Source organism: Anaeromyxobacter sp. Fw109-5, from assembly GCF_000017505.1.
In the GTDB taxonomy this organism is placed as follows: domain Bacteria; phylum Myxococcota; class Myxococcia; order Myxococcales; family Anaeromyxobacteraceae; genus Anaeromyxobacter.
Map to the genome: position 1 here is coordinate 1,812,563 of NC_009675.1, position 18,351 is coordinate 1,830,913.

16 protein-coding genes are annotated in these 18,351 nt (G+C 74.3%); 12 read left to right on the plus strand and 4 right to left on the minus strand.

All coding sequences use genetic code 11. The features are described 5' to 3' along the window. Positions 1–149: 149 nt before the first annotated feature. Positions 150–2,411 (minus strand): fused MFS/spermidine synthase, encoded by a 2,262-nt coding sequence (locus ANAE109_RS08200; protein WP_011985923.1) that lies wholly within the window; start codon positions 2,409–2,411, stop codon positions 150–152. 132 nt (positions 2,412–2,543) lie between these two features. Next, positions 2,544–3,839 (minus strand): DUF190 domain-containing protein, encoded by a 1,296-nt coding sequence (locus tag ANAE109_RS08205; protein ID WP_011985924.1) that lies wholly within the window; start codon positions 3,837–3,839, stop codon positions 2,544–2,546. 60 nt (positions 3,840–3,899) lie between these two features. Between ANAE109_RS08205 and ANAE109_RS08210 the strand changes: the two genes are divergently transcribed. From ANAE109_RS08210 to ANAE109_RS08245, 9 genes are all read left to right on the plus strand, one after another. After that, positions 3,900–4,763, plus strand: coding sequence for a 1,4-dihydroxy-6-naphthoate synthase (locus ANAE109_RS08210; RefSeq protein WP_011985925.1), 864 nt, complete (start codon positions 3,900–3,902; stop codon positions 4,761–4,763). Between the two features lie 94 nt (positions 4,764–4,857). Continuing rightward, positions 4,858–5,649, plus strand: coding sequence for a dienelactone hydrolase family protein (locus ANAE109_RS08215; RefSeq protein ID WP_011985926.1), 792 nt, complete (start codon positions 4,858–4,860; stop codon positions 5,647–5,649). Next, positions 5,646–6,425, plus strand: a complete 780-nt coding sequence (locus tag ANAE109_RS08220) for an ABC transporter ATP-binding protein (RefSeq protein ID WP_011985927.1) — start codon at positions 5,646–5,648, stop codon at positions 6,423–6,425. Before ANAE109_RS08215 ends, ANAE109_RS08220 begins: the two co-directional genes overlap by 4 nt. Then, positions 6,422–7,231 (plus strand): ABC transporter permease, encoded by an 810-nt coding sequence (locus ANAE109_RS08225; RefSeq protein WP_011985928.1) that lies wholly within the window; start codon positions 6,422–6,424, stop codon positions 7,229–7,231. Before ANAE109_RS08220 ends, ANAE109_RS08225 begins: the two co-directional genes overlap by 4 nt. A 170-nt stretch (positions 7,232–7,401) precedes the next feature. Next, positions 7,402–8,556 carry a zinc-dependent alcohol dehydrogenase gene (locus tag ANAE109_RS08230; protein ID WP_011985929.1) on the plus strand — a complete coding sequence of 385 codons (1,155 nt, stop codon included), beginning with the start codon at positions 7,402–7,404 and terminating at the stop codon, positions 8,554–8,556. Between the two features lie 35 nt (positions 8,557–8,591). Beyond that, positions 8,592–9,023: a hypothetical protein gene (locus ANAE109_RS08235; RefSeq protein ID WP_011985930.1), complete on the plus strand. Its 432-nt coding sequence runs from the start codon at positions 8,592–8,594 to the stop codon at positions 9,021–9,023. Between the two features lie 325 nt (positions 9,024–9,348). Next, positions 9,349–11,034 (plus strand): DUF4091 domain-containing protein, encoded by a 1,686-nt coding sequence (locus ANAE109_RS08240; protein ID WP_011985931.1) that lies wholly within the window; start codon positions 9,349–9,351, stop codon positions 11,032–11,034. A gap of 212 nt (positions 11,035–11,246) precedes the next feature. Then, positions 11,247–11,393 (plus strand): hypothetical protein, encoded by a 147-nt coding sequence (locus tag ANAE109_RS25255; RefSeq protein ID WP_158305879.1) that lies wholly within the window; start codon positions 11,247–11,249, stop codon positions 11,391–11,393. A 93-nt stretch (positions 11,394–11,486) separates the two neighbouring features. After that, positions 11,487–12,251, plus strand: a complete 765-nt coding sequence (locus ANAE109_RS08245) for a transglycosylase SLT domain-containing protein (protein ID WP_011985932.1) — start codon at positions 11,487–11,489, stop codon at positions 12,249–12,251. A 9-nt stretch (positions 12,252–12,260) separates the two neighbouring features. On the opposite strand, the gene ANAE109_RS08250 is transcribed toward ANAE109_RS08245, so the two are convergent. Continuing rightward, entirely contained in the window at positions 12,261–13,355 is a 1,095-nt protein-coding gene (locus ANAE109_RS08250; RefSeq protein ID WP_011985933.1) for a metallophosphoesterase, read from the minus strand. Between the two features lie 195 nt (positions 13,356–13,550). Here ANAE109_RS08250 and ANAE109_RS08255 point away from each other — a divergent pair, with 195 nt between their 5' ends. The 3 genes from ANAE109_RS08255 (at position 13,551) to ANAE109_RS08265 (ending at position 17,186) form a co-directional block, all read left to right on the plus strand. Next, positions 13,551–13,907: an immunity 8 family protein gene (locus ANAE109_RS08255; RefSeq protein ID WP_011985934.1), complete on the plus strand. Its 357-nt coding sequence runs from the start codon at positions 13,551–13,553 to the stop codon at positions 13,905–13,907. Positions 13,908–14,095: 188 nt separating this feature from the next. Next, positions 14,096–15,454, plus strand: coding sequence for an NAD(P)/FAD-dependent oxidoreductase (locus ANAE109_RS08260; protein ID WP_011985935.1), 1,359 nt, complete (start codon positions 14,096–14,098; stop codon positions 15,452–15,454). Positions 15,455–15,566: 112 nt separating this feature from the next. Next, positions 15,567–17,186, plus strand: coding sequence for an SDR family NAD(P)-dependent oxidoreductase (locus tag ANAE109_RS08265; protein ID WP_011985936.1), 1,620 nt, complete (start codon positions 15,567–15,569; stop codon positions 17,184–17,186). Here ANAE109_RS08265 and ANAE109_RS08270 read toward each other — a convergent pair. After that, a complete protein-coding gene (locus ANAE109_RS08270) occupies positions 17,165–18,340 on the minus strand; it encodes an NnrS family protein (protein WP_011985937.1) in 1,176 nt (391 codons plus the stop codon). The genes ANAE109_RS08265 and ANAE109_RS08270 overlap by 22 nt on opposite strands. Positions 18,341–18,351 lie beyond the last annotated feature (11 nt).

Below are 18,351 nucleotides of genomic sequence, written 5' to 3' on the forward strand. Positions count from 1 at the left end.
CCCTCTCTCGGCGCGGGGCGAGGCCATCCCTCGCGCCCCCGAAGGGCGGATATCTCACCCGGCTACCCGCGCGCAAGCTCCGCGGGCGACGGGGGTCCCGGCGGGCCTGCCGGCGCGCCCCGCCGGTGCGCTCGCCGTGGCCGCGGGGGTCACTCGAGCCCGAACACCACGCGCCACTCGCTCCCCATGTTGTCGTCGGTGATCGGGGCCTTCCCTGCCGTGCGGGCGGCGATGTCCTGGCACCGCTCGACCGGACGCGCCGGAGAGGACCCGCCGCCCGGCTCGAGCGCCGTCTCCATCGAGAGGAGGGCGGCGAGGGCGCGCCGGTCGTCGGGGCGGGACGGGTCGAGCACGGGGCGCCCGTCGATCCGGTAGGCCTCGAGCGTCCGGCGCCAGCGCGCGAAGTCGAGGTCGAGCGGCGCGTCCGAGACGACGAGCTGGTTGCTGAAGCGGACGCCGTGCGGGAAGGCGAGGCAGCCCGTGCGCTGGGCGCGCTCGGAGCCGGTGGTGTTGTAGAAGAAGATCCCGCCCGGGCGGAGGTGTCCGCGCACGAGCGCGAGGAACTCCGCGGACAGCAGGCTGCTCGCGTGGGCGCGGAAGTGATAGGTCGTGTTCGAGACGATGGCGTCGAAGCGGCGGTGCGGGTTCGCGGAGAGCCAGCGGCGGGCGTCGTCCACGTGGATCGCCACCTTGGGGTTCGACAGCACCGAGGCCACCGCCGGGTCGCCGCGGACGAGCTCGAGGCAGCCGGGGTTGATCTCCACCACGGTGAGCGACTCGAGCTCGGGATGATTCGCGATCACCTGGGCCCACGAGCCCGAGGAGAGCCCGATCGACAGGACGTGGCGCGGCGAGGGGTGGAACAGCCCGAGCGCGTAGGCGCGCACGATGCCGTTCGTGTCGTGGACCAGGTCGGTGTTGAACCGGCCGTCGTACAGGCCGTGCCCGAACACCGTCCCGGTCGCGTCCACGGCCAGGATCCCGCTGCGGTTCTGGATGATCCGCGAGAACGCCGGCTTCCCCGCCGTGGACGACTTCCAGGTGAGCCGCTCGAGGACCCCGGACGAGAGCGAGGGCAGGCTGGCGGCCGCGAGCGCGCCCGCGCCGAGCGCCCAGGCCGTGGGCGCGGGCCGCAGCCCGGAGACGGCCGCGCCGAGGAGCAGCGCCGTCAGCACGCCGGCGAGGACCAGCGCCGCCGCGATGCCCGCGAGGCTCAGCCGGTCCATGAGGACGAAGCCCGTCACGACGCTGCCCGCCGCCGAGCCGACGATGTTGGCGAGGTAGAGCTGCGCCGTCCGCATCCCCGCGTCGCGATCGGCCGGCACCCCCAGGTGAGCGAGCGTCGGCAGGAGGACGCCCCAGCTCCGCGCGACCAGGAACACGAGCGCGAGCGCCACGGCGAGCGCGGCCCAGCCCAGCGGCGCGACGGCCCCGGCGAGCGGCAGGAAGGCCCAGCCGAGCGCGTTGCCCGCGAGGAGCGCGCGCAGCGCGGCGGCCAGCGCGTGCCGCGGACCCCGCCGGCAGCCGCGCGCGGCGCGGCGGGCGCCCGACGCCAGCCCCACCAGGAAGGCGCAGAGCGTGATGGCGAAGGCCGGAGCGCTGCTGCCGGTCGCGTAGGAGATCGTGCGGAAGAAGAACATCTCGTAGGAGAGCGAGACGAACCCGCCGAGGGCGCCGAGCCCCAGGACCGCCGCGAAGCGCGGGACGAGCGTCTCCGGTTGCCCGGACGGCGCGGACGCGGGCCCGGGCGCGACGGACGGCGAGCGGCCGCGCAGCTGCGCCAGGATCGCGCCCGCCGCGACCGCGGCGTTCGCCGCCACGGCGACGTGGAGCGCGCCGCGCATGCCGAGGAACGGGAAGAGCGCCCCGGCGGCCACCAGGCACGCCGCGCCGGCCCCCAGCGTGTTGACCTCGTAGAGCACGCCCACGGAGCTGCCGACGTTGGCGTTGCGACGGACGAGATGGCCCACGAGCACGGGGAGGGTCGCCCCCATGAGCAGCGTGGGAACGAGGACGAGCGCGAGGCTCACCGCCGCGACCACGGGCAGCGAGGCGCCGAGCACGAGCGCCGCGACCGCGTCGAAGACGCGGAGCGACACGAGGCCGAAGGCGCCGGTCGCGAGCTCGATCGCGGCGAGCAGGGGGAGGAGCGGCACGTCGTGCCGGCGCGAGAGCCAGCCGCCGGCGAGGCTCCCGAGCCCGAGGCCGAGCATGAACGCGGTGACGACGACCGTGACCGACTCGACGTTGACGCCGAAGATCCGGAAGAGCGCGCGCTGCCAGACGAGCTGGTAGATGAGGGCCGGGAACCCCGAGAAGAAGAACAGCGCCTGAAGGAGGCGGATCGAGCGCTCCGGCGCCCCGGCTCCCCGCGGCCCGTCGACCCACGTCGCGCTGGCGGTGTCGGTCATCCCGCCGCTTCCTACCGCGCGGCGTGGCCAGCCGGATGCGCTCCGTTGGGCGTGCGGCCGCCACGCCGAGCGTTCGTCCGGCGCCGCCACGACGAGGCGCCCCGCCTCGTCTCGCCTCGCCGAGGGAGGCGATCAGCCGGGGATGAGGGCGTGCAGCAGGTCGGCCCGGTCGACGGCGCCCAGCAGCCGCCCGCTCGCGTCGGTGACGGCGAGGACCTTGTGGTTTCCCTCCAGCACGAGGCCGATCGCCTCGCTCACGGGGGTGTCCTCGCGGGCCACCACGACCTCGCGGGTCATGAGGTCGGCGGCGGTCCGCGCCCGCGCGTGCCGCTCGGTCGCCGACTCCTCCGGGTCCGAATGGCCGAAGGGGAGGCGGCTCATGAGCGAGCGGAGCGCGCCCGGCCGGAGCGCCGGCGTGATCCGCTCGAGCAGCTCGGCGTCGGTGACGAGCCCGACCACGCGGTGCTCCGCATCCACCACGAGCGCGCGGTTCAGCCGCGTGGCGATGACCGCCTGGAACACCTCCGGCAAGGCGGTGTCCGGGCGCACCAGCGGGAAGTCGCGCCGCATGACGCGCGAGAGCGGCGTGTCACGCGCGAGCCCGAGCTCCCGGTGCGCGGGCGGCGCGCCCTCGAAGCCGCCGGCCGCGGCCCTGAGCAGATCGACGCGGCTCACGATCCCGACGAGCTTCCCGTGGTCGTTCACCACGGGGAGGCGCTTCAGGCGCAGCCGCGCCATCCGCTCCGCCACCTCGGGGAGTGGCGCGGCGGCCTCGACCGTGACCGGCGGGCGGGTCATCACGTCGCCGGCCACCTGGGTGGAGCGGGACAGCCGCTCGCGCAGCCCGTCCAGCGCGGGCCGGTCGAGGCTCTGAACGAGCTCGAGCCGCATGCCCAGGCCGCCCTTCCTGGCGAGGTCGGAGCTCGTGACGATCCCGATCGGCACCTCGTCCTCCACCACGAGTACGGCCCGGTAGGGCTTGCCGAGCAGCGCCTCCACCACCTCGCGGATGGGAGCGTCCTCCCTGGTCGAGAGGACGCCGCGCGACATCACGTCGGCCGCGGTCATGGCTGCGGGCACGTCGCGGATGGGGCGCGGCTGGTGGAGCACGATCTCGGTGTCGTCCACGGTGATGAGGCCGTGCGGGACGAGCTCCTTCACGCGCGGCAGCAGCCGCTCCACCACCTCGGGACGATCGATCCATTCGACGATCACGGGCAGGTGCGGGGCGACGTCCGCGAGCCCGGCCGAGTGGAGCTCGCCCGCCGCGCCGAACCCGCTCGACGCCCGAAGGAGCGTCGCGCCCTGGGCGTTCTCGCGCCGAAGCAAGGCGAGCACCGCGTGCGCGGCGGGGCTCCGCCCGACGCGGTCCTCCTCGGTCGTGTAGACGCGGACGCGCTTCGCCTTCCCCACGTGTTCGCTCGCCACCGTGTGATCCCCCCGGCATGTATGATGCGCGCTCCCGGCCAGCGGCCGGGGGCGCCCCCCATGAGACTCACGCTCGGCATCTCTCCCTGCCCCAACGACACCTTCATCTTCGACGCGCTCGTGAACGGGCTCCTCGACACGGGAGCGCTGCGCCTGGAGGTCGTGCACGAGGACGTGCAGACGCTCAACGAGTGGGCCCTCGAGGGCCGGCTCGACGTCAGCAAGATCAGCTATGGCGTGCTGCCCCGCGTGGCGGAGGACTACGTCGTGCTGCGCTCCGGCGGGGCGCTCGGGCGGGGGGTCGGACCGCTCCTCGTCGCGCGCCCGGGTGCCGGGGCGTTCGACCCGGAGACGATGCGCGTGGCCATCCCGGGACGGGACACCACCGCGCACCTCCTCTTCTCGCTCGCGTACCCCGCCGCGACGCACAAGCAGTTCGCCGTGTTCTCCGGGATCGAGGACGCGGTCCTCTCGGGGTCGGCGGACGCGGGCGTCATCATCCACGAGAGCCGCTTCACGTACGCCGCGAAGGGGCTCGTGAAGCTGCTCGATCTCGGAGAGCACTGGGAGCGGACGACCGGCGCCCCCATCCCGCTGGGCGGCATCGTGGCGCGGCGCTCGCTCGATCGCGCGGCGACGCGGGAGCTCGACCGGCTCGTGCGCGCGAGCGTGGAGCACGCCCTCGCGCGGCGGCCGCACGTGAGCGAGTACGTGCGGCGGCACGCGCAGGAGCTGGACGAGGCGGTCATGCGCCAGCACATCGACCTCTACGTGAACGACTTCTCCGTGGACGTGGGCGAGCCCGGCAGGAAGGCCGTCGAGACGCTGCTCGGCGTGTACCGCCGGGTGAACCCCGGCTCCCCCCCGGTGCGAGGGGACGTCTTCCTCGAGGGCGCCGCCGGGCGGGAGCATCGCGGGGGGTGAACTCCCCGGGACGCCTCGTCGGGTACAGCCGCCACCTGCTCGTGCACCGGCGCGGCGCGCGGGGCACATCCCTGCACCACCCCAGGAGGCAGGCATGACGCGAAGGATGTTCATGGCGGCGGCGGCAGCGCTCGCGATCACCGGCGCCGCGCACGCCGAGGTGAAGACGCAGGAGGTCGAGTACCGGCAGGGCGACACCCCGCTGCAGGGCTTCCTCGCCTACGACGACGCCGCGACGGGCAAGCGGCCCGGCGTGCTCGTCGTCCACGAGTGGTGGGGCCACAACGACCACGCCCGCAACGCGGCGACGAAGCTCGCGGAGGCGGGGTACGTGGCGTTCGCGCTCGACATGTTCGGCAAGAGCAAGGTGACGACCCACCCCGAGGAGGCGAAGGGGTTCGTCGCGGAGGCGACGAAGGATCCGGACGTGAAGCGGGCTCGCTTCGAGGCCGCGCTCGAGCAGCTGAAGGCGCAGCCTCAGGTGGATCCGGCCCGGATCGGCGTCGTCGGCTACTGCTTCGGCGGCGGGGTGGCCCTCGACATGGCGCGCGCGGGCGAGGACCTGAAGGCGCTCGCCACCTTCCACGCGCCCCTCCAGCCTTCTGGAGAGCCCGCGCGCAAGGCGACCTTCCGGCCGCGGGCGATCCTGGTGCAGACCGGCGGCGCGGATCCGATGGTGCCGAAGGAGCAGGTCCAGGCCCTCGAGAAGGAGATGAAGGCCGCAGGGGTGAAGGCGCAGGTGATCACGTATCCGGGCGCGAAGCACGCCTTCACGAACCCGAAGGCGGACGAGGCGGGGAGCCCGGCGCTCGCGTACGACGCCAAGGCGGACCGCGCGTCGTGGGCGGCCATGCTGAAGTACCTGAGGCAGGTCCTCGGCAGGTGAACGCGCCCGGGGGCGGCGGCCGCGCGGGGCGGCGTGCGCCGGTGCTCTCCGTGACGGAGCTCCGCAAGCGCTACGGCGAGACCGTCGCGGTGGACGGCATCTCGTTCGAGGTGGGCGCGAACGAGATCGTCGGCCTGCTCGGCCCGAACGGCGCCGGGAAGACGACCACCATCAACATGGTGCTCGGCGTCCTGGAGCCGAGCGCGGGGACGATCCGCATCGAGGGCGTGGACCTCGCGCGCGAGCGCTCGCGGGCCCTCGAGCGGACCAACTTCGCCGCGGTCTACGCGCCGCTCCCCGGCAACCTCACCGTCGCCCAGAACCTGCGCTTCTTCGGGCTGCTCTACGGCGTGGGGCGGCTCGCCGAGCGGATCGACGCGCTCCTCGACCAGCTCGAGCTCGGCCGCTTCCGCGACACGAGGTGCGGGGTGCTCTCCTCCGGCGAGCAGACCCGCGTCGCGCTGGCGAAGGCCCTGCTGAACGACCCGCAGCTGCTGCTGCTGGACGAGCCGACCGCCTCCCTCGACCCGGCCACCGCTCGCGACGTACGCGCCCGGATCCGGGCGAGCGCGCGGGAGGGCACGCGAGGCGTGCTGTGGACCTCCCACAACATGTACGAGGTCGAGGAGGTCTGCGACCGCGTGCTCTTCCTCTCCCGCGGGAGGATCCTGCTAGAGGGAGATCCGCGGTCGCTCCCGCGGGAGCACGGCAAGGGGTCGCTCGAGGAGCTCTTCATCACGGTGGCCCGCGAGCCGCTCGCGCTGGAGGGACCATGATGGTGCGGGCGAGGCGCGTGCTCGCGGTGGTGCTCCGCCAGGCCTACCTGGTGCGCGGGAGCCTCTCGCGCATCGTGCCGCTCTTCGCGTGGGTGGCGGTGGACATCGTCCTGTGGGGGTTCATCACGCGCTGGCTCGACAGCGTCGCGGCGCCCGGGTTCAGCTTCGTCCCGGCGCTGCTCGGCGCCGTGCTCCTGTGGGACTTCCTCGCCCGCGTCATGCAGGGCGTGACCATGGCGTTCTTCGAGGACGTCTGGTCCCGCAACTTCCTGAACGTCTTCGCGACCCCCATCACGATCGGCGAGTACGTCGCCGGGCTCGTGCTCTCCAGCGTGGCGACGAGCGCGCTCGGCCTCGCCGTCATGCTCGTCATCGCGACGGGCGTGTTCGGGCTGTCGTTCCTCGCGTACGGCGCGCCGCTCGTGCCGTTCCTGCTCGTGCTGTTCCTGTTCGGCATCGCCCTCGGCATCACCGGCGCCGCGCTGGTGCTCCGGCTCGGCCCGGCCGCGGAGTGGTTCGTCTGGCCGATCCCGGCGCTGCTGTCGCCGTTCGCGGGCGTGTTCTACCCGCTCTCGACGCTCCCCGGGTGGATGCGCGCCGTGTCCTGGACGCTGCCGCCCTCGTACGTGTTCGAGGCGATGCGGGCGATGGTCGGCGGCGGGTCCTTCTCCGGCGCCGCGCTCGCCTGGAGCGGCGCGCTCGCGGTGTTCTACGTCGTCGTCGCGAGCTGGATCTTCTCGCGCGTCCACCGCCACGCGGTGAGGACCGGGCTCATAGCCCGCTACAGCGCCGAGACCGTGAGCTGATCCACGTGCTCCGCGGGCGGCGCGCGGGACCCGGCGAGCCAGTGTGAAGCGGCGCCGGCGGTCCCTCGACAGGCTCGCGGCCGGCGGGGCTGGGGCGCAGCGCCCGTACGTTCGCCCGGGTGCCCCCGCGGCGATACCCGGCGCGCCGCGGCGTGATCAGGTTCTCGTCCATGAGGGCGCTCACCTACGAAGGGCCGGCGCGCGTGCGCGTGCGGCACAAGCCGGATCCGCGCATCGAGCATCCGCAGGACGCCATCCTGCGGGTGACCTGCGCTGCGATCTGCGGCTCGGACCTCCACCTCCTCCACGGGCTCGTCCCCGACACGCGGATCGGCTCGACCTTCGGCCACGAGATCGTGGGGGTGGTCGAGGACGTCGGCTCGCAGGCGGACGGCGTCGCGAAGGGCGACCGGCTGATGGTCCCGTTCAACATCTCCTGCGGCGGCTGCTACTACTGCGAGCGCGGGCTCACCGCCTGCTGCGAGAACACCAACCCGTCGAGCGACATCGCGTGCGGGGTCTACGGGTACTCGCACACGACGGGCGGCTACGACGGGGGGCAGGCGGAGTACGTGCGCGTGCCGTTCGCGGCGATCGGGCCGATGAAGGTCCCGGACGACATGTCCGACGAGGAGGTCATCGCGCTCACCGACGCGCTCCCCACCGGCTACCAGGGCGCGGAGATGTGCAACCTCTCGGGCGGAGAGACGGTGGTGGTCTTCGGCGCCGGGCCGGTGGGGCTCTTCGCGATGAAGTCCGCCTGGCTCCTCGGCGCCGGGCGGGTCATCGCGGTGGACAAGGTCGGGTACAGGCTCGACTTCGCGCGCCGCTGGGCGGGCGTCGAGACGATGGACTTCGAGGCCGTCGACGTCATCACCGCCGTGAAGGACCTCACCGAAGGGCGCGGCGCGGACGCCTGCATCGACGCGGTCGGGCTCGAGGCGGCGGGCTCGCCGATGCAGCGCGCCGCCGGTGTGTACGCGAAGACGGTGGCCGGCTCCGCGACGGCGCTCAACTGGTGCTTCCACGCGGCGCGCAAGGGCGGGACCGTGTCGGTGGTGGGCGTGTACGGCCCGCCGTACAACCTCGTGGACTTCGGCACGGCGATGAACAAGTGCCAGACGATCCGCACCGGCCAGTGCAGCGTGCGTCGCTACATGCCGCAGCTGCTCGAGCACGTCCGCGAGGGGCGCATCGACGCGCGGGCGCTCATCACGCACCGCTACCCGCTCGACGAGGCCTCGGAGGCGTATCACACGTTCGCCCAGAAGAAGGACGGCTGCATCAAGCCGGTGCTCCTGCCGCACGGACGGACGCTCCATTGAGCCGGGGCCCGCGCGAGAACCCAGGGGAGAGGCCCATGCAAGAGACGACGAGCACCACGCCGGCCGGCACGGGGCGCGAGCCCGGCGCCGGCCAGCCGGTCGGGGTCGATCTGGATCCGGCGCGGCGGCCGGGGGTGCCGCGCATGCACGCTCCGGAGAGGCTGCCTCACACCCGCTTCCCGCCGGAGCGGCAGCGGAGCCGCGCGACGGTGTTCATGCACGGCCGGCCGCACAAGACGTTCCCGCCCGTGTTCGGGACCGCCGTGCCGCCGAAGGGCCTCTCCGGCCTCGTGCGCCGCGCCGCGTACCACTACCCCGACCACTACATGCGCCACTGGACGATGCTGCTCTTCGCCGATCGCGTCGACCTGTGGGAGCACCGCGCGCGCAAGGCGCTGCGGCTCGCCGCGCCGGCCCTCGTGGCGCTCGTCGCCGTGCGCGCCGGGCTCCGCGCCATCGCGCGCTAGACGCTCGCGGCTCGACCTCGCCGAGCCCCGGCTCGCGCCGACCGGGCGCGCGGGACGGGCCTGAGCGCGCGCATGCCCGATCGGTCGTGTCACCGGCTGCCTGGCGAGGCCCCGCCAGCGCGTCCGCCGAGCGCTCCCTGCGATCCGCCAGCGAATTTCCTGCGAGCCGAAAAAGCTCGTCGGCCGGGGGGGCGAGTGCCCTCTGACGCGGCGGCGGTGCGGGGGTTCCGTCTCACCATCGCTCTGTGGCATGGCGAAGGGGCGGACGGGCGAGGGTCAGTGGGTCGGTCGGTCGGGTGGGGTCCCGCTCGCAGGAGAGCGCTCCATGAGCCGATGGACCCGCGTGCCCGCCGAGGCGTGGCTCGCTTGCGCGCTGCTGCTCACGTCCGGGAATGCCCGCGCGGCGCCGCCGGCCTCGGCGTCGATCTGGGTCGCGCCCGCCAGCGAGAAGATCCTCCCCGCCGCGCCAGCGCGCGCGAGCGCGGCCGCCGCGATCGCCGCCGCGCGGAACGAGTTCGAGGCGTTCCAGGTGGTGATCACCGGCTCGGCGCGGAAGGTGCGCGCTACGGCGTCCCCGCTCGTCGGGCCGGGCGGGGTGACGATCGCCGCGCCGCGGCTCTATCGCGAGGCGCTCCTGAACCTCACGCGTCCATCCGCGCCGGACGGGGCGACCGGCAGGTTCCCGGACGCGCTCGTCCCGGACGTGGACGACGTCGCCGGTGAGCGAAGGAACGCGTTCCCGTTCGACATCCGGGGATCCGAGAGCCGGGCGCTCTGGGTCGAGGTCTTCGTCCCGCCCGGCGCCGCGCCCGGCTCGTACCGCGGCGAGGTCCGCGTCGAGCACTCCGGACGCACCTCGATCGTGCCGGTCGAGCTGACGGTCTGGGACTTCGAGCTGCCCTCGACGGCGACGCTCAGGAGCGCCTTCGGGCTGGCCTGGGGCGCGCTGCCCTCCGGGCACGGCATCAGCTCGTCGGACCTCGCCGCGTTCGCGACCCTCCGCGCGCGCTACGGCCAGCTCGCGCTCGACCACCGCGTCTCGCTCTCGCACCACGACGACGGCATGTGGAACGACCTCGAGCACTTCGACCGGTATTACGGCCCGCTGATGGACGGCACGGCTGCGACGCGGCTCCCGGGCGCGCGGCTCACCGCGGTCGAGTACCTGGGGCCGCTCGCGGACGTGGCGAACCTGGCGCGCTGGGCGCAGCGCTACCGGTCGCGGCCGGGCTGGTTCGAGCGGCTCTTCCAGTACACCTGCGACGAGCCGCCTTATCAGGGCTGCGGGTGGGGAGACATCGCCCTCCGGGCCAGCGCCGCGAAGAAGGCGGATCCCGAGTTCCGGACGCTCGTGACCACGACCATCCAGGAGGCGGAGGCGAACGGCGCGACGGGGCTGCTCGACCTCGTGGTGCCGGTCGTGAACTTCATCGACGACAAGTCCGGCGGCTACGCCGGCGACCAGCGCCCGAAGTACGACGCGTTCCTGGCGGCCGAGCCGCAGAACGAGGTGTGGCTCTACCAGAGCTGCATGAGCCACGGGTGCGGCGGGAGCTCCGCGTACGGCACGGGCTGGCCGAGCTACATGGTCGACGCGAGCGCGGTGCGGAACCGCGCCATGCAGTGGCTCGCCTTCAAGTACCGGGCGACGGGCGAGCTCTACTGGGACACGACGTACGCCTACCTGTCCGGCGATCCCTGGGCGAGCGTGTGGGAGTTCGACGGCAACGGGGACGGCACGCTGTTCTATCCCGGCACTCCGGCCAAGATCGGCGGGACCACCCACGTGCCGGTCGCCTCGATCCGGCTGAAGATGATCCGCGAGGGCATGGAGGACCACGAGTACCTCGTCCTGCTGGCGGCGCTCGGGGACCGCGGGCTGGCGGCGCAGCTCGTGGACGAGCTGTTCCCGGCCGCGTCCGTCTCGGACCCCGGGGTCGCGCGGCTCATGGCGGCGCGCGAGCGGCTGGCGCGGCGGATCCTGGAGCTCCGCGGCAAGCCGCTCCCGTGATCGATCGGGCCGAGCGTCCGGCTGCTTGACTCGACGCGGCGTGCGGGACTAGCCTCGCTTCGTTCCTCGAACGAGCGCAGCGGGTGGCTGCGTCGCGTCCGCGGAAGACCCCGATCAGAACGACCCCAGCGTCGCCCGGCGGGCGTCGCGGAGCGCGACCGGCGCCCCGCGGCGGCCGGCGCGCGAACGTCGTCGCCAGGAGTGGTCCGACCATGCAGTCCGCGCTGTTGCCCGCGCTCCTCTTCGCAGCCGTCGCCGTCGTCGTGGGCCAGAAGCTCCTCGCGCGCCGACGGGCCGCGAGGCTCAAGGTCTCCGGGGGCCGCATGGCCCTCGTCCTGAACATCGTCAACCGGCGTTGACGCGGGGACGTCGCCCCCGGCCTGTCAGCGGCTGACCGCGCTGGCCGTCGCCGAGATCCTCGCGCCCGGGCGCGATGGAAGTACCATCGCGCCGTGGCGAGGCGGCGCGCGAGGAAGAGGACCGTCCGGTCCGGCAGGCGCGAGCCGCCGCCGCTCGCGGGCGTGCTCCTCCTCGCGGTCGTGTCCCTCGCGGCGGTCAACTTCGCCTACCAGGTCATCCGCAAGCCGACCGAGCTCCTCGGCCTGGTCGCGCCGGCGTCGCCCAAGCTGCCCGGGGACACCTGGTCCGAGTACGGCGAGCTCTTCGAGGAGCACTCCACGGCGCTCGTCCGGCCGGAGCTGCTCGCCGCGCTGGTGCAGGTGGAGAGCGCGGGCGATCCGCTCGCCCGGACCTACTGGCGCTGGCGGTGGAGCTGGAACCCGCTCGCGCTCTACGCGCCGGCGTCGAGCGCGGTCGGCATCCTGCAGATCACCGACGGCACCTTCGCCGAGGCGCGCCGCCTCTGCATCCACGACCACGGCGTGGCGCGCGAGGGCGCCTGGTACGACCCGCGCGCCTGCTGGTTCAACGCCCTCTACTTCCGCACGGTCCCGAGCCACGCCATCGAGATGACCGCCGCGATGCTGCACGAGCAGATGACCGAGATCCTCGCCGGCCGGATCGCGAGCCCCGAGCAGCGCCAGCGGCTCGCCGCGCTCGTCCACCTGTGCGGGCGCGGGCGCGGCCCCGCCTTCGCGCAGCGCGGGTTCCGGGCGGCCCCGGGCGAGCGCTGTGGCGACCACGAGCTCGATCGCTACCTGGACCGCGTGCGGGCGCTCGCGCTGGCGTTCGAGCGAATGCCGCGGCCGTGGCTCTGAGGAGCCGGCTCACCCGCAGCGCGACGGCCGGCAAGGTCCCGTCGCGCCGGCCTCGCAGCAGTGGAGGGCGGCGCCCTTCGTGTCGAAGAACGCCACCCGGTAGCCGGGCCCGTCACACTCGAGCACCGCATAGCCCCACGCCGTGCTGGTGAAGCGGACCTGCGTGCGCGCGGGCGTCCGCGTCGTGAACCCCCCGAAGGCGCCCATCGCCGTGCTCCCCGAGACGAACACCTCGAGGCCGTCGAGCGAGAGGTGCTCGAGGGTGTGGAAGTGCCCTGCGAAGAACGCGCGCGCGCGCCCGCCGGCTGCCCCGACGAGGCGCGCGATGCGGGCGGCGTACGGCAGCGGCCGCCGGTTCCCATACCCGTGGACGGCCGCGGGCGGGTGATGGCCGACGAGGAAGCAGGTCCGCTCGGCGCCGCAGGAGGCGGTGGCCTCGCGGACGAAGGCGAGCTCGTCCTCGAGCGTGAAGCCGCCGTAGTCCTTCACGGCGACGTTGGTGTCGAGCACGATGAACCGGACCGGACCGCGGTCGAGGACATAGTGGCGCGCCGGCATCGTCCAGGTGGGCGTGCGGCGCGCCACCGAGAGGCACGCCCGGCGCCGCGTGGCCTCGACCTCGCCCAGGGCCGCGCGCTCGCAGCCTGCCGCGCCCTCGCCGACATCGTGGTTGCCGAGCGCGAGGAAGATCGGCAGCGGCGTCCCGTCACGTGCCGACAGGCCGGCGAGAGGCGCCTCGTTCACCCGGAAGAGCGGATCGTCGGGTGGCTCGGCGCCGGGCGCGACGGTCACGCCGTCGTCCGCGAAGCGGCACGTCTCGGCCCCGGGCCGCGTCGGCTCCGGGCCGCAGCGGTAGATGTTGTCGCCGACCTCGAGGGCGAGATCGAACGGGCGCGCGCGGGTGGCGAGGCGCATCGCCCCCGCGGTGAGCCGCTGAGGGATGGTCCGGTAGCCGAAGTCGCCGAAGACCAGGACGCGCAGCGCCTCCGGCCGGCTCGGCGTGGCGGCGCCGTCGGGGTCGGCGCGATACCCGGCGTGCATGCACGAGAGGAGCGCGCTCCCGAGCAGCGCGGCCCAGGCGGCCGCCGGCACGCTCCGTGTCATCGCTCCGGCCTCCCGAGGCCCCAGGCGGCCCCCGCCCATGGAATCCGCGCTCAGGGCGTGCGCCTCCGGTGACGCGCCGCCCGATGGCGGGAACCTGCGTCGCGGCCCGCGCCGGCGCACGTCCCCCGGCGAGCGCGAGGCAGTCGGCTGGCGCCGGAGCACGTCGCGAGACAGATCCGATGGGTGCGCGCCCGGTTGAAGAGCCTTCGTAGCGACCAGATCCCGGACCTTTCCCGCTACGTCCCGCCGGAGCCGGAGTCGTTCGCGATCCCGCTCGTGCTGGAGGTGGGGCCGCTCGGCCTGCGCGGGCGTGAGCGGTTCGACCTCCTCGCCGTGACGCCGCGCTGGCTGCAGGAGCGCCACGGCAAGGGAGGGGCGATCCTCGGACGCGGCCTGCTCGTCGTGTTCGAGTGGCGGTACGAGCGGGTGAGGGCGTTCCTCGCGCGGAAGGTGGAGGCCTGCAGCGGAGCCACCTGGCTCGACGTCGTCCGGAAGGTCGGACAGATCGCCGAGTGGGAAGGCGGCGAGGAGAACGTCGTCGGAATCCGCTGAGATCCCGGGTCGTTGCCTGCGCACGCCCGACGCGCATCGCGCGAGGGGTTCCCGGGTGCGGCAAGTGGACGGTGGTCTCGGGGTCGATAGTGGAGTAGACGAGTCTGCTTTTGGCGCGCCTGGCCGGAACGCAGCCGGCCGGCACGGGACCGGCGCCTGCGCCCCGCAGGCGCGGGCAAGGAGCAGCGGTGGAAGGGCAGCAGGGCAGGGCGCAGCGGCCGCACGTCGTCATCGTCGGGGGTGGGTTCGGCGGGATCTACGCGGCGAGGGGGCTCTCGCGCGCCCCTGTGCGGGTCACGCTCGTCGACAAGCGCAACCACCACCTCTTCCAGCCGCTCCTCTACCAGGTGGCCACGGCGGCGCTGAACCCCGGCGACATCGCCGAGCCCATCCGCCACGTGCTGTCGCGCCAGAGGAACGCGCGCGTGCTGATGGCCGAGGCGGCGGCGGTCGAGCCGGACGCGAGGCGGCTGCGCCTCGGCAACGGGCTCGCGCTCGACTACGACTACCTCGTCATCGCGGCCGGCGCGACGCACTCCTACTTCGGCCACGACGAGTGGGCGCGGTTCGCGCCGGGGCTCAAGACGCTGGAGGACGCGGAGGAGATCCGCCGGCGGGTGCTCACCGCGTTCGAGCGGGCCGAGGCGGACCCGGATCGGCAGCGGCGCGAGGCGCTCCTCACCTTCGTGGTGGTCGGCGGCGGCCCCACCGGAGTCGAGCTCGCCGGCGCCCTCGCCGAGATCGCCCGGTTCACGATCCCGCGGGATTTCCGCACCGTCTCCACCGAGCGCGCGCGCGTCATCCTCGTCGAGGGCGCGGAGCGGATCCTGCCGGCGCTCCCGCCCGAGCTCTCCGCTGCGGCGCAGCGCGATCTCGAGCGGCTGGGGGTGCACGTCTGGACCGGCAAGCGCGTCACGGGCGTCGACCCGCGCGGCGTGCAGATCGGGGAGGAGCGGGTCGCCGCTCGGACGGTGCTGTGGGCCGCCGGCGTGGCGGGCGCGCCGATCGCGGGGACCCTGGGCGTCCCGCTGGACGCCGCCGGGCGCGTGGTGGTGAACGACGATCTCACCGTTCCCGGCCGCGAGGAGATCTACGTCGTCGGCGATCTCGCGTCCGCGCGGAAGAAGGACGGCACGCCCATCCCCGGGGTCGCGCCCGCGGCGATCCAGCAGGGGAAGCACGCCGCGAGGAACCTCGTCGCGACGCTCGCGGGCAGGCCGCGCAGGCCCTTCTCCTACTTCGACAAGGGCGTCATGGCGACGGTCGGCCGCGGGCGCGCGGTCGCCGGGTTCTGGCGCCTGCGCATGACCGGGCTGCTCGCCTGGTTCGCCTGGCTCTTCATCCACATCTGGTTCCTCATCGACTTCCGGAACCGGGCCGCGGTCCTGTTCCAGTGGGTGTGGCACTACCTCACGTTCAAGCGCGGCACGCGGCTCATCCTCGAGACCCCCGAGGAGGAGCGCTTCCGGGCCGTGGCCGGGATGGCGCCGCCGGACGTGGACGCGTGGCCGCCGAACGAGAGCGACGCCGACCGGCCCGAGACGTAGCGGGACGCCACTTGAGCGGAGTCGCCGCCCGCTCGCCCGTCCCCTGCGCGCGGGCGCCCGCCCGGGAGGCGCGCTTGGGCCCCGGAGCCCTGCCGGGTTAGAACCCCGCCCCATGTCGGAGCGGAGCGGAGACGAGCGGGCGGGCCTGAGCGGCGAGGAGGTGGCGATCGCGCTCCGCGTGCTCGCCCGCGTCGCGGCGGACCGGACGGTGCTCGCGGGCGTGGACGCAGAGACCCGGACGACGCTCCAGAAGCTCGCCGGCGAGGTGGCCCGGCCCGATCTCAAGCAGCGCAAGAAGCTCCAGCGGGCCCTCCTCCGCGACGAGCGCGTGCAGCGCAGGGCGCGCGACGAGGCCCTTCGCAAGGAGACGGGCATCCAGCAGCTCCGCGAGGCGCCGGTGTTCTCGACCCCGCTGCCCGAGCTGCCCCGCCCCGGGGCAGATGCGTCCGGCTGGTGGCCGCGGCTCGGCGACGGCAGGGCCGCGCCGCCCCCGCCCGACGGCGCCGCGGCCGGAGCGGAGCCCGCGGACGGGCCGGTCCTCTCCGAGCCTCGCAAGTGCTACGTCTGCAAGGCGCCGTACGACCGGCTCCACCGCTTCTACGATCAGCTGTGCCGCGCCTGCGGCGACGAGAACTACGCACGCCGAGCGGCGGCCGTGGACCTCCGCGGGCGCGTCGCCCTGGTCACCGGCGCGCGGGTGAAGATCGGCTACCAGGCCGCGATCCTGCTGCTGAGGGCGGGGTGCACCGTCGTCGCCTGCACGCGCTTCCCGCGCGACGCGGCCGCGCGCTACGCCCGCGAGCCCGACTTCGACGCGTGGAAGGATCGCCTCCGGATCCACGGCATCGACCTGCGCCACACCCCCAGCGTCGAGCTGCTCGCGCAGCGGCTGGCGGCGACGCTCCCGAGGCTCGACTTCCAGATCCACAACGCCTGCCAGACCGTGCGGCGGCCCCCGGGGTTCTACGCCCACCTGCTCGAGCGGGAGGAGGCCCCGCTCTCCGCGCTGCCCGAGGGGGAGCGCGCGCTCGTGCGCGAGCACGAGGAGCTCAAGGCGGCGCTGGCCGACCACCGGACCGCGGCGGGCGTCACGCGCGCGGCGCTCCTCTCCCAGGCGACGAGCGAGGCGGACCTGCTCCTCCCCGGCAGGAGCGCGCTGGAGCTGTTCCCGCGCGGCGTGCTCGACGCGGACCTCCAGCAGGTGGATCTCCGCGCGCACAACTCGTGGCGGCTCGCGCTGCACGAGGTGCCGACGCTGGAGCTGCTCGAGGTGCTCCTCGTGAACGCGACCGCGCCGTTCGTCATGACGGCGCGCCTCAAGCCCCTCATGCTCCGCGATCCCACCCCCCCGCCCGGCACCGGCACGAGCGGCGACCCCGCGAAGCACGTCGTGCTGGTCTCCGCCATGGAGGGGCAGTTCTACCGGGAGCACAAGACCGACAAGCACCCGCACACGAACATGGCGAAGGCGGCCCTGAACATGATCGTGCGGACGAGCGCGAGCGACTACGCGCGCGACGGGATCCACCTCAACGCGGTGGACACGGGCTGGGTCACGGACGAGGACCCGGCCCACCTCGCCGCGCGGAAGGCCGAGGAGCACGCCTTCTCGCCGCCGCTCGACGTGGTGGACGGCGCGGCGCGGATCGTCGCGCCGATCTTCGAAGGGTTCCGCTCCGGCCGCCACCCGGCGGGCCTGTTCTTCAAGGACTACCGCCCGACGCCCTGGTGAGCGGGGCGGACGAGCGCCGCCCACGCGAAGAACGCGGCGACGAACGCCATCCCCGCGACGCCGAGCCAGAAGGGGATGCGTGCGCGATCGAGCGCGGCGAGCAGGCGCGCGCCGAACGCGAGCGCGAGGAGGGTGGCGACCGTGGCCGCCCTCCAGGGGCTCTCCTGGAGTGGCGGCGCGCGGCCGCCGCGGGAGAGGACCACGTGCGCGGCGATCGCCAGCGTGAGGAGCGTGAACCCTCCGACGAACACGACGTGGAGCGCGGCGGTGCGCAGGCTCGGGGCGAGCGCGGCGAGCCAGTAGCCCAGCGGCACCAGCCAGGCGGCGAGCCAGACCAGCCGCCGCGGGAACCCGGGGAGCGGCGGCGCGCGGCGGAGCCCCGCCGCGAGGGCGAGCGCGCCGGTGGCGGCGATCGCGCGCAGCGACATCCCGAGCCTCGCGTCGAGCAGGGCCTCGATCGGGAAGGACGCGAAGAACGCCAGCGCCGCGATCCCGTGGAGCACGGGCGCCCGGCGAGCACGGCCCGGCTCCGGGGCGCGCTCGCTCGCGCCGTCCCCGCCGCGCGTGAGCCCGGGGAGCAGGCTCCCTCCCACCCCGAGCACCAGCCCCGTCACGAAGCCCTGCGCGAGGAGGGCCCTCCCGAGATTCCAGGCCGCCGGGGCGCTGGACGCCGCGACGAGCGGCGCCACCGCGGAGAGCAGCGCGCCCCCTGCGCCGGCGAGGATGGACAGGGGCACCCATACGAACGCCGCGGGGAAGGGCGGCCGCGCGGCCGCGCCGGTGCGACGGATCGTGAAGCGGAGCACGACCGCGGTGAGCACGAGCCAGAGCCCGTGGGCGAGCGCGGCCCGGCCCACCCAGGCGCTCGCCACGCACGCGGTCGGGAGCGCCAGCGCGGCGCCCATCTCCCAGGGGCCGGGGGCGGGCGTGCCCGTCCGGCGCGGGACGAAGGTGAAGAGGATGCCGATCAGGAAGCAGCTCAGGAACCCGTGGATCTGCGCGAGCGGGTGGAACAGCCCGAGCGCGCCTCCACCCGTCCCGCGGGAGACGAACGGCAGGACGGCCGCGATCGCCAGCCCCGCGCCCAGCGAGAACAACGCCCGGTACGGCTCGCGGCGCCAGGCGGGGGCTGCGAGGTGGGGCGCGCTGGCCATCCCGGGGATGT

What these genes read in the sequence shown, in the direction of transcription:
- ANAE109_RS08200 (WP_011985923.1), bottom strand. Translation starts at nt 2,411, where the DNA reads ATGACCGACACCGCCAGCGCGACGTGGGTCGACGGGCCGCGGGGAGCC.
- ANAE109_RS08210 (WP_011985925.1), top strand. Translation starts at nt 3,900, where the DNA reads ATGAGACTCACGCTCGGCATCTCTCCCTGCCCCAACGACACCTTCATC.
- ANAE109_RS08215 (WP_011985926.1), top strand. Translation starts at nt 4,858, where the DNA reads ATGACGCGAAGGATGTTCATGGCGGCGGCGGCAGCGCTCGCGATCACC.
- ANAE109_RS08225 (WP_011985928.1), top strand. Translation starts at nt 6,422, where the DNA reads ATGATGGTGCGGGCGAGGCGCGTGCTCGCGGTGGTGCTCCGCCAGGCC.
- ANAE109_RS08230 (WP_011985929.1), top strand. Translation starts at nt 7,402, where the DNA reads ATGAGGGCGCTCACCTACGAAGGGCCGGCGCGCGTGCGCGTGCGGCAC.
- ANAE109_RS08235 (WP_011985930.1), top strand. Translation starts at nt 8,592, where the DNA reads ATGCAAGAGACGACGAGCACCACGCCGGCCGGCACGGGGCGCGAGCCC.
- ANAE109_RS08240 (WP_011985931.1), top strand. Translation starts at nt 9,349, where the DNA reads ATGAGCCGATGGACCCGCGTGCCCGCCGAGGCGTGGCTCGCTTGCGCG.
- ANAE109_RS25255 (WP_158305879.1), top strand. Translation starts at nt 11,247, where the DNA reads ATGCAGTCCGCGCTGTTGCCCGCGCTCCTCTTCGCAGCCGTCGCCGTC.
- ANAE109_RS08250 (WP_011985933.1), bottom strand. Translation starts at nt 13,355, where the DNA reads ATGACACGGAGCGTGCCGGCGGCCGCCTGGGCCGCGCTGCTCGGGAGC.
- ANAE109_RS08265 (WP_011985936.1), top strand. Translation starts at nt 15,567, where the DNA reads ATGTCGGAGCGGAGCGGAGACGAGCGGGCGGGCCTGAGCGGCGAGGAG.
- ANAE109_RS08270 (WP_011985937.1), bottom strand. Translation starts at nt 18,340, where the DNA reads ATGGCCAGCGCGCCCCACCTCGCAGCCCCCGCCTGGCGCCGCGAGCCG.